General features: G+C 67.4%; 15 protein-coding genes. 6 read left to right on the top strand and 9 right to left on the bottom strand.

Going from position 1 to position 14,048, the window contains the following annotated elements:
- Nucleotides 1–30 precede the first annotated feature (30 nt).
- The 7 genes from ACYVGE_RS09380 to ACYVGE_RS09350 form a co-directional block, all read right to left on the bottom strand.
- Nucleotides 31–786, bottom strand: a complete 756-nt coding sequence (locus ACYVGE_RS09380) for a class I SAM-dependent methyltransferase (RefSeq protein ID WP_460729262.1) — start codon at nucleotides 784–786, stop codon at nucleotides 31–33.
- Between the two features lie 37 nt (nucleotides 787–823).
- Nucleotides 824–1,807: a class I SAM-dependent methyltransferase gene (locus tag ACYVGE_RS09375; protein ID WP_460729260.1), complete on the bottom strand. Its 984-nt coding sequence runs from the start codon at nucleotides 1,805–1,807 to the stop codon at nucleotides 824–826.
- Entirely contained in the window at nucleotides 1,777–2,748 is a 972-nt protein-coding gene (gene galE / locus ACYVGE_RS09370; RefSeq protein WP_460729258.1) for a UDP-glucose 4-epimerase GalE, read from the bottom strand. The genes ACYVGE_RS09375 and galE overlap by 31 nt, the downstream gene beginning before the upstream one ends.
- Before the next feature lie 207 nt (nucleotides 2,749–2,955).
- Nucleotides 2,956–3,678, bottom strand: a complete 723-nt coding sequence (locus ACYVGE_RS09365) for a hypothetical protein (protein ID WP_460729256.1) — start codon at nucleotides 3,676–3,678, stop codon at nucleotides 2,956–2,958.
- A gap of 66 nt (nucleotides 3,679–3,744) precedes the next feature.
- A complete protein-coding gene (locus tag ACYVGE_RS09360) occupies nucleotides 3,745–4,311 on the bottom strand; it encodes an NUDIX hydrolase (RefSeq protein WP_460729254.1) in 567 nt (188 codons plus the stop codon).
- Nucleotides 4,312–4,360: 49 nt separating this feature from the next.
- Nucleotides 4,361–5,281 (bottom strand): 5'-3' exonuclease, encoded by a 921-nt coding sequence (locus ACYVGE_RS09355; protein ID WP_460730552.1) that lies wholly within the window; start codon nucleotides 5,279–5,281, stop codon nucleotides 4,361–4,363.
- A gap of 5 nt (nucleotides 5,282–5,286) precedes the next feature.
- On the bottom strand, nucleotides 5,287–5,880 hold the full coding sequence (locus tag ACYVGE_RS09350; RefSeq protein WP_460729252.1) for a nitroreductase family protein: 594 nt from the start codon (nucleotides 5,878–5,880) through the stop codon (nucleotides 5,287–5,289).
- A gap of 111 nt (nucleotides 5,881–5,991) precedes the next feature.
- Here ACYVGE_RS09350 and ACYVGE_RS09345 point away from each other — a divergent pair, with 111 nt between their 5' ends.
- The 5 genes from ACYVGE_RS09345 (at nucleotide 5,992) to ACYVGE_RS09325 (ending at nucleotide 11,789) form a co-directional block, all read left to right on the top strand.
- Nucleotides 5,992–8,157, top strand: a complete 2,166-nt coding sequence (locus ACYVGE_RS09345) for a DUF1631 family protein (protein ID WP_460729250.1) — start codon at nucleotides 5,992–5,994, stop codon at nucleotides 8,155–8,157.
- Nucleotides 8,158–8,301: 144 nt separating this feature from the next.
- Nucleotides 8,302–9,432, top strand: coding sequence for an NAD(P) transhydrogenase subunit alpha (locus ACYVGE_RS09340; RefSeq protein WP_460729248.1), 1,131 nt, complete (start codon nucleotides 8,302–8,304; stop codon nucleotides 9,430–9,432).
- 160 nt (nucleotides 9,433–9,592) lie between these two features.
- Nucleotides 9,593–10,096, top strand: a complete 504-nt coding sequence (locus ACYVGE_RS09335; protein ID WP_460729246.1) for a hypothetical protein — start codon at nucleotides 9,593–9,595, stop codon at nucleotides 10,094–10,096.
- Between the two features lie 144 nt (nucleotides 10,097–10,240).
- On the top strand, nucleotides 10,241–10,723 hold the full coding sequence (locus tag ACYVGE_RS09330; protein WP_460729244.1) for a hypothetical protein: 483 nt from the start codon (nucleotides 10,241–10,243) through the stop codon (nucleotides 10,721–10,723).
- Nucleotides 10,724–10,838: 115 nt separating this feature from the next.
- Complete coding sequence (locus ACYVGE_RS09325; protein ID WP_460729242.1) at nucleotides 10,839–11,789, top strand: helix-turn-helix transcriptional regulator; 951 nt, start codon at nucleotides 10,839–10,841, stop codon at nucleotides 11,787–11,789.
- Between the two features lie 21 nt (nucleotides 11,790–11,810).
- On the opposite strand, the gene ACYVGE_RS09320 is transcribed toward ACYVGE_RS09325, so the two are convergent.
- Both ACYVGE_RS09320 and ACYVGE_RS09315 read right to left on the bottom strand, forming a co-directional pair.
- Nucleotides 11,811–13,205 carry an NAD(P)(+) transhydrogenase (Re/Si-specific) subunit beta gene (locus tag ACYVGE_RS09320; RefSeq protein ID WP_460729240.1) on the bottom strand — a complete coding sequence of 465 codons (1,395 nt, stop codon included), beginning with the start codon at nucleotides 13,203–13,205 and terminating at the stop codon, nucleotides 11,811–11,813.
- Nucleotides 13,202–13,516, bottom strand: a complete 315-nt coding sequence (locus ACYVGE_RS09315; RefSeq protein WP_310053957.1) for an NAD(P) transhydrogenase subunit alpha part 2 — start codon at nucleotides 13,514–13,516, stop codon at nucleotides 13,202–13,204. The genes ACYVGE_RS09320 and ACYVGE_RS09315 overlap by 4 nt, the downstream gene beginning before the upstream one ends.
- A gap of 148 nt (nucleotides 13,517–13,664) precedes the next feature.
- Here ACYVGE_RS09315 and ACYVGE_RS09310 point away from each other — a divergent pair, with 148 nt between their 5' ends.
- Nucleotides 13,665–14,042 (top strand): hypothetical protein, encoded by a 378-nt coding sequence (locus tag ACYVGE_RS09310; protein ID WP_460729238.1) that lies wholly within the window; start codon nucleotides 13,665–13,667, stop codon nucleotides 14,040–14,042.
- Nucleotides 14,043–14,048: the final 6 nt, after the last annotated feature.

Genomic DNA, 14,048 nt, shown 5'->3' with positions numbered 1-14,048 from the left:
GCGATCTTGGCGGAGGCGAAATTCGCTTGGTCAACCCGCCTGCGCAGCTTCGGCTCCCCGCCCATTCGTGAGCACACACACCGACTGCCCCAGGTTGCCCATTCCGTGCATCTCCTGACCGGAGTCCCAGCGCACGGTGCGGTCCAGTGCGATATGCGGGATGTGCCCGTCGTGGATCTCCTCGATCTCCAGTCCGAGATGGCTGGCGAATTCGCGGATCATGTCGCGGTCGATGAACTGGTTCAGGACCTTGTCGGGCCGCGTGTCCTTCACCGAGTGCTCGAAGATGAACCAGTGCGAAGGAATGCGGAACTCGAGGAAAGAGAACACGATCTTTCCGCCGGGCTTGAGCACGCGCTTGGCTTCCGCCAGGTAGCGATAGGTCTCCTCGTGCTGAAGGTGGGTGAACACCGAGAAGAACGTGACGAAGTCCGCGCTGGCATCGCGTTCCGGAATGGTGGTGCCGGGGGCCTGGTAGAACTTCCAGTCGCTGCGTCCGCAGGCCTGCTGGGCATAGCGGAACAGTTCCGGCACGACGTCCAGGCCGACGTAGGTGCCGGTCAGGTAGTCCTTGAGCTGGGTCGCCAGTCGGCCACTGCCGCAGCCTGCATCGATCACCGTGTGCTGCGGCTGCAGGCCCTGCTGCTTGAGCAGGCAGAATTCGAGTGCGCCGACCGCTTCGTAATCGCCACCGACGGCCAGCGACATGGCACGCGATTCGTCGTGGGTTTCGAGCAGTTCCTTGCTTTGCTTGAGGTAGCTGCTCAGGAAATGGGGAAGCTTCATCTTGCAGTTGTTTCCAGGTGCGGCGTCGGCGACGCCTTCAGTGGGGTTTGCGGGCCGACAGGGCGTGCGCCGATGCCAGTTCAGTGCGCGCGGCCTCGGAGAGCGCCGTGGCGATGGTTTCCAGTTCGAGCGACGATGGGGACGCCAGCAGCTGGGCAACCGTCATGGCGGCAAACTGCCCGCGCTGCTCCTGCGGCAGTCCTGCGTGGTAGCTCGCCAGGATCCAGTTGAGGGCCCAGATCGGGTGCATGGCGCCGTACACTTCGGTCCGCTTGTCGGTCATCGGCTCGAACAGCGACAACAGGCCCTGGTGGGTCATGTTGAAGTAGTGGTGCGGGTAGCCGTGCAGCGGCTGCAGCAGCGGCGCCACGCACAGCAGCTCGCCGCCCGGCTTGAGCACGCGCATTAGTTCGCGGGCCACCTGGAAGGGGTCCTTCACGTGTTCCAGGACATTCATGCAGACCACGGCGTCGAAACTCGCGTCCTTGAATGGCAGGCGCTCGGCGACGCCGAGCACGTCGGTGCTGTCGTAGGCGACGATCTCGTAGTTGACGACGTTCGCGTAGTACGTGTTGCGCTGCCCGGCGCCACAGTCGAGCACCAGGCCATCCGCGTGCCGTTCGAGCAATGCCAGCGTCGGTGGATCGTATTCGTGGGCGCTGACGTTGTCGGTGGGAATCACGCTGAATTCCTCGCGCAGCGCGTCCGTCAGGCAATCGATCGACTGCAGCGTCTCGCGGTGCGGGATGTCCGGTCCCAGCAATGGGCGCACGCGATGCAGTTTGCGGTGCTTCCACTCGATCGGCAGCGGGACGCGTAGCGACCGCGATTCGGTCGCGTTGAACGCGTCGAAATGGGCGCGTGCCGAGGAGACGGTACCCGCCTTGACGGCTTCGGCGATGTCGGGATTGGCTGCGAGATAGCCCGACTCGTCGAAGTTTTCGACCGTGGCGGGCACCAGCAGGCGGAACTGCTCGGGATTCATGCGGTTCAGTATGCCGGTGCCGAATGCCAGTTCCATGCCGTCCGGATGATCTGGTCGATCTGCGGGAAGCGTGGTTGCCAGCCCAGGACGTCATGGGCGGAGGCGCTGGAGGCCACCAGCACCGGGGGGTCGCCCGCGCGGCGCGGGGCCTGTTCGAACGGAATCTCCCGGCCGGTCACCTCGCGTGCCGCGTGTATGACTTCCATCACGCTGAATCCGGTGCCATTGCCGAGATTGAAGGCGTGCGCGCCTTCGTGCGTGCCCATGTAGTCCAGCGCGCGCAGGTGCGCATCCGCCAGGTCGAGGACATGGACGTAATCGCGAATGCAGGTGCCATCCCGGGTGGGGTAGTCATTGCCGAATATCTTGAGCGCGGGACCGGTTCCCAGCGCCGACCGCAACACATTCGGGATGAGATGGGTCTCGGGCGAATGGGACTCGCCGATGCCCGCATCGTTGGCTGCTCCGGCCGCGTTGAAGTAGCGCAAGGCAACGGACCGGAGTCCATGGGCAATCGCCGCATCGGCAAGCATGCGTTCGACCATGAGCTTGCTGGCGCCGTACGGATTGATGGGGGCCTTGGGGTGTTCCTCGTCGATGACATCGTGGACGGGATTGCCGAAGACCGCGGCGGTGGAGGAAAACACGAGCTTGTCCACGCCGTGTTTCCGCATGGCGCGCAGGAGGTTCAGCGTGCCAGTGACGTTGTTGTCGTAATAGTCGTATGGCGCGGCGACGGATTCGCCCACCAGCGAGCGGGCGCAGAAGTGCATGACGGCATCCACCGGCTTGCGAAACGCCTCATCCAGGGATCCTGGCTGCAGGAGATCGGCTTCAACGAGACCGCCCCAGCGAATGGCTTGCCGGTGGCCAGTGCTGAAATTGTCCAATACGGTGACTTCGTGGCCCGTAGTGGAAAGCGCGTAGGCGGCATGGGCTCCTACATAGCCGCCGCCGCCACAAACCAGGATATGCATGAGCCCATCGGCAAGTTGATCAATCCCGGGATTTTAACTTTCGGATGCGGCGGGATGCGCGCATTGGACTGTGCGGGACCGGTCAATTGGTGATTCGTCGGGATTGCGCTCCGGCATCCACGGCCCGGTCCGGAGCTTGAGGTCGAGTCCGTGGCCGCCGGTGAAGAGGCGGCACCGGACGTCCTGCGCCGTTGTGTGACGGGTTTTTCAGCCGCGCAGGCGCACCACGAGCCCGAACCGTGCGAGCCCCGTGTTGCCGCCCGCGTCGTCGTGCACGCCACCGAGGCCGAATTTCAGCGTGACCGCTTCGTTGGGTTCCCAGTACACGCCACCGAGCAGTTCGCGGCCCTCGGCGTGGTCGAACGCGCCCTGCGCTTCCGCGCCGAGCGCAACATGCGCGCCGACGGCGCGACGCAGGCCGAGCGCTACGCCGAATTCGTCTTCGCCGCCCTGTTCGCGGCTGTAGATGAGGTTGCCGCCCCACTTGTACGCATCGACGCTCTGCTCCAGCGACAGGCGCATTTCGAGGCGGTTGGCAGCGTCGGCCTCGCGGGCGATTTCGTATTCGGCGCTGAGGCCGGCCTTGAGGCCGTCGTGGCGTTCGGGATCGGTAAACAGGACATGCACCGATGGCGCGGTGGCTTCGTAACTCCAGCTGTCGCCGGCGAGTTTTTCGGTGTGGGCATGCAGTTCCAGCGCGACACGCGGGGCTACGCCGACCAGGAGCGCGGGTTCGAAGCCAGCCTGCTCTTCCGCGTCCGACTCCAGCGCGGCTGCGGCGTTGGCGAGGAAGTAGACGTTGCCGGGATGTGTGACCGAGGGGCTCTCGACGATCAGGAAATCCTGGCCGTGGTGGGCAAGGGCGGCGAGGGGGGCGAGAGCGAGGGAGGCTGTGAGGGAAGCTGCGAGGATCGGGCGGCGAACGGACATGGGGCGGCGCTCTGTAGGGGACGTAATTGTCCCATGCTCCGCGACCGCACACGCATCGCTGCTGTCTTAACGCAGCGGCGTGCCGTCCGGCTCGTGTTCGAGCATCCACAGCCCGGCCCAGAGCTTGAGGTCCAGTTCGTAACCCTCTCGCTGCTTCTGCATCAGCCACGCCGGCGCGCGGGTGCGCTGGACTTCGTGCACGACGATGCCCTCGCCGTCCACGCCGCCACCCTCGCCGACCCGGGTGAGCTGGGTGGCGCGGACGAAGGCGATGCGCTCGTTGCTCATGCCCGACGAGGTCGGGCCGACCAGCAGGACTTCGACCTTGGCGGCTTCCCAGCCGGTTTCCTCGATCAGTTCGCGGCGCGCGGCGGATTCGAGCGTGTCGTGGGCGTGGTCGTCGCCGACGAGGCCGGCGGGCATCTCGATCGTGCGCTTGCCCAACGGCACGCGGTACTGCTCGACGAAAAGCACCCGGTCGTCGGGCGTGGCGGCGATGATGATGACGGCCATGCCGTTGCCATGGCTGCGCTCGGCATATTCCCAATGCCCGCGGCGTTTCATCCGCAGCCATTGGCCGTCGTACAGCGTTTCGATCGGGTGGTCTTCGGCTTCGTGGTGTTCTTGGCTCATGTGCCGATGCTACCGCGCCCGGGTGGCATTCACGCGCCGCGCGCCGCGATCACGACACCGCGTAAACGAGCCCGGCCGCTTCGTGCAGGCGACGGCGTGTCATCGGGCCGAAGCGCAGGACCTCACACAGCGTGCCGAGCATCTGCGCATCGGCGGTGCCGCGCGCGAAGTGGCCGTCGTCGAGCGGCGCGTCCAGCGGGGCGTCCAGGGCAATGGTGGTGAGCCGGCGCCACAGCAGCGCCTGTTCACGGTGCTCGCGCAGCTTCGCCGCGACCCCGGCGGCGCCGCGCAGGCGCAGGTACGGCACTTCATCGACGCGAGCCAGCAGTTCGTCGAGCGAGCCGAAGTGGGCGAGCAGCACCGCCGCGGTCTTCGCGCCCACGCTCGGCACGCCGGGAATGTTGTCGACCGCGTCGCCGGTCAATGCGAGGTAGTCGGCGATCTGGTGCGCGTGCACGCCGTGGCGCGCTTTCACGCCGCTTGCGCCCCAGCGCTGGTCGCGGGCGTAGTCCCACTGTTCGTCGTGGTCGCCGAGCAACTGCGAGAGGTCCTTGTCGGCGGAGACGATGATGCTGCGGAAGCCGTGCGCGCGCTGGCGCACCAGGGCAGAGCCGATCAGGTCGTCGGCTTCGTAATCGGTGTGCGCGAGCACGGCAAAACCAAGAGCGATGCACAGGGCCTTGCAATGGGCGAACTGGCGCTTGAGTTCGTCCGGCGCGGCATCGCGGTTGGCCTTGTAGGCCGGGTAGAGCGCGTTGCGGAAGCAGGAATCCAGCGCCTCGTCGAAGGCGATGGCGATGTGCTGCGGCCGTGTGCGGTCGAGCAGTTCCAGCAGGAAGCGCGCGAAGCCGTGCACCGCGTTGGCCGGCCAGCCATCGGCGTCGGTGAAGTCGTTCGGCATCGAATGCCACGCACGAAACACGTACATGCTGGCATCGACGAGATAGAGCGGACGCGGCGCGGCTTCCATCGTATTCACGGCGTCCACTCGCTCAGCAGTGCGCGTGGATCGGGGCGCTCGCGTTCCGGTGCTTCCAGCCTCGGCGTGCCGATGTGGATGAAGCCGACGATGTGCTCGTGCTCGGCCAGGCCGAACCAGCGTCCGACTTCGGCATCGTAGGCGGGCCAACCGGTCAGCCACTGCGCGCCGAAGCCCGCAGCCTGCGCCGCCTGCAGCAAGGCGAAGCAGACGCAGCCGGCACTGAGCAGGCGTTCCTGTTCGGGAATCTTCTCGTCGGGGCCGAGTCGCGCGATCACCGTCACCACCAGCGGCGCGTGCGCGAACCGCATGCGGTCCTTCTCAATAGCGGCTTCGCCCGCGTCGGGGTCGCGTTGCTGTCCGCGCGCGGCCAGGCGATCGCCCAGCACCTGGCGGGCGTCGCCACGGATGGCGAGGAAGCGCCAGGGCGTGCGCTTGCCGTGGTCGGGCACGCGCACCGCCGATTGCAGCAGGCGCAGCAGGGTGGCCGCATCAGGGCCGGGGTCGCCCAGCTGCTTGGCCGGGACCGAGCGCCGTGTGTCGAGTGCGACCAGGTGGGGTGTCACGTCATCGGGGGTGTTTTGGGACATGGGTCACAGATCGAAGGGTTGGGGCGCAAACTGACAAATTCCGACACTATCCTGCGGAAAACTGACGCAAAGTGTCGTCGTGTAAGTGCAAAACCGGGGAAGGTGGTTCACATGTCCGATTATCCTCCTGGCATGACCAAGATCGCACTGGGCGCTTCGGGGAGAAGCGATCCGGCGCGCGTGCTCGAAGAGATCAAGCGCATTTCGGTCGAACTGCTCGGGGCCGTGCCCAACGGCCTGTATTCGCCGGTTGAGTTCACCCTCCAGGATTCCTCGGCACGCGGTGGCGCGACCCGCCACGTCGAGCTGCAGGCGCTGGTGAAGCTGCGCCAGCAATCCTCGGGCTTCGTGATGCGCTATCGCCAGCAGATCGCGCAGGGCTTCGATGACTTCCGCTCGCTGCGCATCCGCAACCGCGGCGACCTGCCGCTGTCGCTGGTGGCGGAAAACCAGCTCGCTTATCACCTTGCCGGCCAGCAGCTCGCCGATGCCATCGAAACGCGGTTCGCGCCCGCGCTGGAAACGATGGGTGCGCGGCTGGACAAGCTGGCCGACGACCTGCAGATGCAGCCCGGTTCGAATCCGATCGGTGCCGGCCGCCTTGCCGGCGCCTTCATCGAAACCTTCCGCGACGCGCAGATGCCCAATGACCTGCAGCCGCTGATGTTCCGTGCCTACGAGCAGGAACTCTCCCGCGTGCTCGGCGATCTGTATTCGCGCGTCAACGCCCTGCTGGCGACGGCGGGCTACGGCCGGCCCGCGCAGGGTCCACGCCCGCTGCCGCCGACGAACGTCGAAGTGGCGCGTCGCGACCAGGAACACGAACTGGTCCAGCAGATCCGCCGCCCGCGCGTGGTCGATCCCGCCATCGCCGCGCAGTTCGCCCAGTTGCGTGCGGAGCTGCATGCCTGGCGCCAGCAGATGCCGGAACAGGCTTCGGCACGCGACCAGCTGCCGCGCCGCGAGTTGCGCACCGAGGAAGTCGCGAGCGTGGTGTCGTTGCTGCAGCCGGAATCGCCCGACGTCTTCGTGCGCGCGCTGGGCGGCGAGTCGGGACAACTGGCGTCAGCGATCCGTGGGCAACTCGCCGAGGGTGCGCGCCGTCTCGGACACAATCCCGACCACACCCGCATGAGCGCGGACCAGGACGACGCCGTCGACCTCGTCGGCATGCTGTTCGAGTCGCTGTTCCAGAGCTACGCCTTGCTCGACCATGCGCGCCGCCTCTATGGCCGCCTGGTGATGCCGTACGTCAAGGTCGCGATGTCGGACCAGGGCGTGTTCGTGCAGCGCGAGCATCCGGCGCGCAAGCTTCTCGACGCCATCACCGAGGCCTGCGAGGGCAACGCCGCTGCCACGCCGCAGGATCGCGAACTGATCGAGCGCTGCGCGGCCATCTCCCAGCGCATCGTGGCCGATTACCAGGAGGACCTTGCAGTGTTCGCGCTGGCCCATGCCGAGCTCGAAACACTGCTCGAACAGCATCGCCGCCGGGTTGAACTGCAGGAAGCGCGCGCGGCCAAGGCCACCTTCGGCCGCGAACGCCTCAACGAGGCGCGTGCCCAGGCCGACAACACCGTGCTTTACCTGTTCAACGAACCGGTGACGGGTCCGGTCGGCGAGTTCCTGGCGCAACCCTGGCGCCACCACCTGGTGCAGACGTTGCTGCGCGATGGTCCCGGCTCGTCCGCATACACCGAAACGCTTGCCTTGGGCGATTCCCTGCTCGAAGCGGACCGCTTGGCGCGTACCGGCCGCGACGGGCGCCGGCTCGCCGATCGCCTGCTGTCGCTGCAGGACGCCATCACCCATTGCCTGGCGAGTTCGGGCCTCGACGAGGACGCGGCCACCCAGCGTCTCGCCGGCCTGATCGGCGCGCTGGCCCTGCCGGATGCGCCGCGCAACCTGCAAGCCGTGCCCGCCCCGGTGACGGACGAGGAAGGCGCGATGGAAGACGCCTCGCTGTGGCTGGCCGGTGGCACCGACACGCTCGACCACGATCCGGAGACCGCCGCGCGCATGCGTCGCCTGTTGCCGGGCGAATGGCTGCGCCTGCTCGATCCGGCGGGCCAGGCCGTGGCTGTGAAGGTCGCGTGGATCAGCCCGATGACCGGGCGCTTCCTGCTGGTGAACCGCCGTGGCCTGCGCGTACTGGTGGCTTCGGCTGCCGAACTCGCGTCGCTGGCCCAGGCCGGACGCCTGCAGGTGGGGGCGGAGCGCGCACCGACCGACGAAGCCATGCGTTACCTGCGCGACCGGCTCGTGCGCGCGGCATAACGCTCGCATCCAGATCGGCTGCGGACCACGAATGGAGCGACATGTCGCTCCATTCGCTTTTTCGGCGCTGGAATCCCGGCACCGCGCGGCTGCACTCACCGGCCTTTGCTACGATGCCGGCGATTCTCGAACGTGGAGCGCGGCATGACGGCAGGAGCGGTGCAGGGGATTACCGTTGCAGTGGCGCGCGAAACCGCGGAGGGCGAGCGCCGCGTCGCCGCCACGCCGGAAACGTGCAAGAAGCTCGTCGCGCTAGGTGCGCAGGTGAAGGTGCAGCGCGGCGCGGGCCTCGGTGCCGGTTTCACCGATGAGACCTACGTAGCCGCGGGTGCGCGCGTCGCCGATGACGTGCCCGCCGCGCTGGGCGACGCCGACCTCGTGCTCTGCGTGCAGCCGCCACCCCCTTCGACCCTGGCGCAACTGAAGCAGGGCGCGGCCCTGGTGGGAACGCTGGCGCCGCAGGCGGATGCCGCACGTGGCGACGCCATCGGCGCGCGCCAACTGGTGGCCTTCCCGCTCGAGCGCCTGCCCCGCACCACGCGGGCGCAGGCGATGGACATCCTCAGCTCGCAGGCGGGCATGGCCGGCTACAAGGCCACCCTCATCGCCGCGCAACTCGCGCCGCGCTTCTTTCCGATGCTGACCACCGCGGCGGGAACGATCCGGCCGTCGAAGGTGCTGATCGTCGGCGCCGGTGTCGCCGGCCTGCAGGCCGTTGCCACGGCCAAGCGCCTGGGCGCGCAGGTGGAAGGCTTCGATGTGAGGCCGGAAACGCGCGAGCAGATCGAATCGCTGGGTGGCAAGTTCCTCGACCTCGGCGTCAGCGCGGCCGGCGAAGGCGGTTACGCCCGCCAGTTGACCGAAGAGGAAAAGGCGCTCCAGCAGCAGCGCCTCGCCGATCACCTCAGGACGGTCGACGTGATCGTCTGCACGGCGGCCGTGCCGGGGCGTCCGGCGCCGAAGATCGTGACCGCGGCGATGGTGGGCGGGATGAAGCCGGGCAGCGTGATCGTCGATCTCGCCGCCGAGACCGGCGGCAACTGCGAGCTGACGCGCCCGGGACAAACCATCGACAGCAACGGCGTCGTCATTGCGGGTCCGCTCAATCTCGCCAGCATGGGCGCGGTGCATGCCAGCGAGATGTATGCACGCAACGTGCTGAACTTCGTCAGCCTGTTCGTGAAGGATGGCGCGATCGCCTTCGACTGGAACGACGAACTGTTGGCGAAGACGGTATGGCCGAGCCCCCCGGAAGCTTCCGCCGCGGCACCGTAGAACGCGTCGCAGCGCGCGGGGCAGGCCAGCGCCCCGGTGTCGCCTGAATTGGCTCCTTCCAGCCACGGGGAATTGGTGCTGTCCTGGCCGCCACGCGCGGGCACGATGGCCTGCGCCAGGTAGAAACTGCCCTTCCTGCTGCCGCTCAAGGAGACATCCCATGCAGGCAAGCACTTCGATTTCGCGCTATCCCGGCCTCGGCCAGGTGTCGTCCATCGCCTGGCCGATGATCCTGTGCGGTGGCCTGGCCATCGCCGCCACGGACTTCATCTATTGCCTGCTGTTCTGGTCGCCGCAAGGCGTGGCACCGGCGCGCCTGCTCCAGGGCATCGCCGCGGGCGCGCTCGGCAAGGCCGCCTTCCATGGCGGGATCGCCACCGCGCTGCTCGGTGCCGGCCTGCAGTGGTTCATCGGCTGCTGCTTCGTGCTCGCCTACGCAATGGTCGCGCCGCACCTGACGTTGCTGCTTCGGTACCCACGGCGCTACGGCGTTGCGTATGGCCTGCTGCTGTACCTCGTCATGAACGCGATCGTCGTGCCGTTGTCGGCGGCGCCGCCACCGCGGCACCCGCAGGTGGCGTGGATGCTGACCAGCATCCCGATGTTCGCCGTGTTCGGGACCATCGCCGCACTGTTCGCGCAGCGTGCGCTACGGCGCGCATGACGGCGGGACAGGGCTGCCCAAGACACCGCAGCCAACAAAGATCTACCCGCCGGGGGTCGCGGCGAGCATCATCATGCGCGCCGTGTCCGGCATGATGCGCACGCGGCCGCTGAGCATTCCGGCATTCGCCACGATGGGGTCCCGATGTCCACTCTGAATACCGCGCAATCCCGCCCGGCTGCATTCCATGTCATCGCCGGCGGCCTCACCCTCGCCACCATCGACCTGGTCTACGCCTGTTCGTTCTGGGCGTGGTTGCGGCACGTGTCGCCGGTTCGCCTGCTGCAGTACATCGCTTCGGGCGCGATAGGACAGGCCTCCTTCGATGGCGGCATCGCGACCGCGCTGCTGGGCGCCGGATTGCACTATTTCATCGCCACCATGATGGTCCTGACCTATTACCTGGCCAGCCGCCGCTACCGCGCGCTGGTGCAGCACCCCGTGCTCTACGGTGTGCCCTATGGCCTCCTGCTCTGGGCGGTGATGACCCATGTGGTGGTACCGCTGTCGCAGGCGCAGCCATCCGCGCATCCGCTGATGCTCGCGATGGTCACCAATTTCCTGATGCACCTGCTGTTTGGCGTGATCTGTGTCCTGTTCGCGCGGCGGGCGCTCGGCCTGCGCTGAGCGCAGCAATGGGAATTGGCTTCCCGCAATCCAAGGACATTGGCGCTTCCGGTCCTTCATGCCGGCACTAGCCTGAACCTGAAGCGTGCGATGGCGCGCGCTGCGGGAGCTGCGCTTGAAGCTGGAATTTCGCCCGTTGCGGCCGGCCGAACGACTCGATCTGACGCGCCCGGACCCCGCGCGTCCGCTCGGCGACGGCCTGCATCTGTTCTATGCCGCCCATCGCGGTTCCCAGTTGAGCCTGCCGACGGGATGGCTGTCGCTATGGCTGCCCCTGCGCGGCGACCTGCAGCTGGAATCGCCCGTGGGGGGCTGGACGTTGCGGCAGGACCTGCTGATCGCGCACGAGGGCGCCCTGCACGCGAGCACGCACGCCACGGCCCGGTGGCTGGCCCTGGCCGGGCCCCACGCCACCTGGCGGGCGCTGCTGCAGGCGGCATCGAACGGCCATTGCAATGAATTGCTGGTGCGGCAATGGCGCTGCCCACGCGAATTGCGCCTGCAGCTGGTGCGCCTCGCCCGGATGCAACGCGACCAGGGCCCTGCCGCCGATTGCGGAGTCGCCCTGCGCGAACTCTGCGCCTGCCTGCTCGACCAGCAACGCGACCTGCAACTGCTGGTCGAACGCTGCAACGGCCGCACACTGCAGCGGCGTGTACTGACCCTGCAGCGCCTGCTGCGCGTGCATCAGTTGATCGAACGCGGCAACGACGGCCATCTCAATCTGGCCCAGTTGGCCCAGCGCGCGAACTACTCGCCCTGGCACCTGATCCGCATGTACCGCGACGTCTTCGGCGAGACCCCGAGCGAGCACATCGGGCGCCTGCGCCTTTCGCGCGCCTGGTCGCTGGTGTGCGACAGCGGACTGCCGGTTTGCGAGATCACCGAGAAACTCGGTTTCGAAAGCGAGAGCGCGTTCTGCCGTGCGTTCAAGACCGCCTACGGCCTCACCACCACGCAGGTGCGGCGCATGCCGGTATCCGGCCTGCGCCAGGCCAACCCACGTCCATCGCATGTCCGGCCACGGGCGCGGATCGGCACGAGGCCGCTGAGCGCGCTGCGCTAGCGGCATCGTGCAGCGGCGGGTCTAGTGGCCGCCGCCGCTGTCCAGCGCCTTGAGCTCGCTCACCAGCGCCGCCACCATGCCGGCGCCGTCGCCGAACAACATGCGCGTGTTGTCGGCATAGAACAGCGCATTCTCGATGCCGGCGAAACCGGTGCCCTTGCCGCGCTTGATGACGATGGTGTTCTTCGAGTTCACGACGTCGAGGATCGGCATGCCGTAGATGGGCGAGGCCGGATCGGTCTTCGCCACCGGATTGACCACGTCGTTGGCGCCGATCACCAGCGATACATCGGTGTTGGCGAATTCGGGATTGATGTCGTCCATGTCGGCGATCAGGTCGTACGGCACGCCCGCCTCGGCCAGCAGCACGTTCATGTGGCCCGGCATGCGGCCGGCAACCGGGTGGATGGCGAACTTCACCTTCACCCCGCGCTCGATCAGCTTCTGCGTGAGCTCCCACACCTTGTGCTGCGCCTGCGCGACGGCCAGGCCGTAACCCGGCACGATCACCACGCGCTCGGCGTAGGCCATCATCGCGGCGACGTCGCCGGCTTCGATCGGTTTCTGTGCGCCGCCGATTTCCTGCATCTGCCCGCCGCCGCCGAAGTTGGAGAACAGCACGCCGCGGATCGGGCGGTTCATCGCCTTCGCCATCAACTGCGTCAACAAGGTACCGGCCGCGCCGACCATGGTGCCGGCGATGATCAGCGCCTGGTTGCCGAGCACGAAGCCCTCGAACGCCACGGCGAGGCCGGTCAGCGCGTTGTAGAGCGAAATCACGACCGGCATGTCGGCGCCGCCGATCGGCAGCGTCATCAGCACGCCCAGCGCGAGTGCGGCGATGAAGAACGCGATGATCGCCGGCACGCCCAGCGAATGCACGACGATGCCGCCGAGCACCACGGCCGCGATGGCGACCGCGGCATTGAACAGCTGCTGGCCCGGGAAGGTGTAACGCTTGTCCATGCGCCCGTCGAGCTTGGCCCATGCGATGACCGAGCCCGACAGCGATACCGCGCCAATCAGTGCGCCAGTCACGCCCAGCACGAGAGTGACCATCGAGGGCGGACGGCCTTCCGACGAAAACCGCAGCAGCTCGACCGCACCGATCGCCGCAGCCGAGCCGCCGCCCATGCCGTTGTACAGCGCGACCATCTGCGGCATGTCGGTCATCGCGACCTTCTTGCCCGAGATCCATGCCAGCGCGGTACCGATCACCAGTGCGGTGATGATCAGCGCCAGGTTGTGCAGGTCCGGCAGGAGGAACGTGGCGAAGGTGGCGATCAGCATGCCCACGCCGGCCCACTGGATGCCACTCCGCGCGGTCAGCGGCGAGGCCATGCGCTTGAGGCCAAGCAGGAACAACGTGGCGGCGATGAAATAGCTGGCCGCGGCAATTCCGGTCAGGAGTGTCATGCCTTGCTCCCTTCGCTACCCGCATCCTTCTTCTGCGACGGCTTGAACATCTCGAGCATGCGCTCGGTGACGACATAACCGCCGGCGGCGTTGCCCGCGCCCAGCAGCACGGCGAGGAAGCCGATCACTTTCTCCAGCGTCGTATCGGCATGCCCCAGCACCACCATCGCGCCGATCAGCACGATGCCGTGGATGAAGTTGGAGCCGGACATCAGCGGTGTGTGCAGGATCACCGGCACCCGCGAGATGATCACGTTGCCGGCGATTGCCGCCAGCATGAAGATGTACAGCGCTACCAGTCCGTCCGTCATGCGTGTGTCCCAGGATCGCGTTCGTTCCCATCATAACGATCCCTGAATGCAACGGCGTCGTGTCAACCGGCGACCGGGTCGCGCGTTTCCCCTCATGCAGGCCGTCATCCACCGCGCATCCCGCGCCCGCCTGCCCGAGGAGACGCACATGAAGGCATGGCTGGGGCAGGCATGGCGGGGGCAGGCTTGGCGAGGAGCGGCACTGGGTCTGGGGCTGCTCGCTGCAAGCACGGCGGCGAGCGCGAGCGACTTCGGCGACCGCGTCGATCACCGCCTGGACCGCAAGGGCGATCGCATCGAGCACCGCCTGGACCACAAGGGGGATCGCATCGAGGGCCGCTTCGATCGGCGCGCCGCGCACGCCGCGACGAACGGACACGACCGCAGGGCGCGTCGCCTGGAACGCGAGGGCGCCCGTATCGATGCCCGCCTGGACCGTCGCGGCACTCTTGCCGATGCGGGCTGGGACCGCCGCGGCGACCGCTTCGACCGCCGCTGGGATCGGTATTCGGACCGCAGACACTGAGCCCGG

This window comes from Lysobacter rhizosphaerae, from assembly GCF_054779795.1.
The sequence above is the reverse complement of the archived record's forward strand: the minus strand, read 5'-3'. Positions and strand labels throughout refer to the sequence as shown.

What these genes read in the sequence shown, in the direction of transcription:
- ACYVGE_RS09380 (WP_460729262.1), bottom strand. Translation starts at nt 786, where the DNA reads ATGAAGCTTCCCCATTTCCTGAGCAGCTACCTCAAGCAAAGCAAGGAA.
- ACYVGE_RS09375 (WP_460729260.1), bottom strand. Translation starts at nt 1,807, where the DNA reads ATGGAACTGGCATTCGGCACCGGCATACTGAACCGCATGAATCCCGAG.
- galE (WP_460729258.1), bottom strand. Translation starts at nt 2,748, where the DNA reads ATGCATATCCTGGTTTGTGGCGGCGGCGGCTATGTAGGAGCCCATGCC.
- ACYVGE_RS09365 (WP_460729256.1), bottom strand. Translation starts at nt 3,678, where the DNA reads ATGTCCGTTCGCCGCCCGATCCTCGCAGCTTCCCTCACAGCCTCCCTC.
- ACYVGE_RS09360 (WP_460729254.1), bottom strand. Translation starts at nt 4,311, where the DNA reads ATGAGCCAAGAACACCACGAAGCCGAAGACCACCCGATCGAAACGCTG.
- ACYVGE_RS09355 (WP_460730552.1), bottom strand. Translation starts at nt 5,281, where the DNA reads ATGGAAGCCGCGCCGCGTCCGCTCTATCTCGTCGATGCCAGCATGTAC.
- ACYVGE_RS09350 (WP_460729252.1), bottom strand. Translation starts at nt 5,880, where the DNA reads ATGTCCCAAAACACCCCCGATGACGTGACACCCCACCTGGTCGCACTC.
- ACYVGE_RS09345 (WP_460729250.1), top strand. Translation starts at nt 5,992, where the DNA reads ATGTCCGATTATCCTCCTGGCATGACCAAGATCGCACTGGGCGCTTCG.
- ACYVGE_RS09340 (WP_460729248.1), top strand. Translation starts at nt 8,302, where the DNA reads ATGACGGCAGGAGCGGTGCAGGGGATTACCGTTGCAGTGGCGCGCGAA.
- ACYVGE_RS09335 (WP_460729246.1), top strand. Translation starts at nt 9,593, where the DNA reads ATGCAGGCAAGCACTTCGATTTCGCGCTATCCCGGCCTCGGCCAGGTG.
- ACYVGE_RS09330 (WP_460729244.1), top strand. Translation starts at nt 10,241, where the DNA reads ATGTCCACTCTGAATACCGCGCAATCCCGCCCGGCTGCATTCCATGTC.
- ACYVGE_RS09320 (WP_460729240.1), bottom strand. Translation starts at nt 13,205, where the DNA reads ATGACACTCCTGACCGGAATTGCCGCGGCCAGCTATTTCATCGCCGCC.
- ACYVGE_RS09315 (WP_310053957.1), bottom strand. Translation starts at nt 13,516, where the DNA reads ATGACGGACGGACTGGTAGCGCTGTACATCTTCATGCTGGCGGCAATC.
- ACYVGE_RS09310 (WP_460729238.1), top strand. Translation starts at nt 13,665, where the DNA reads ATGAAGGCATGGCTGGGGCAGGCATGGCGGGGGCAGGCTTGGCGAGGA.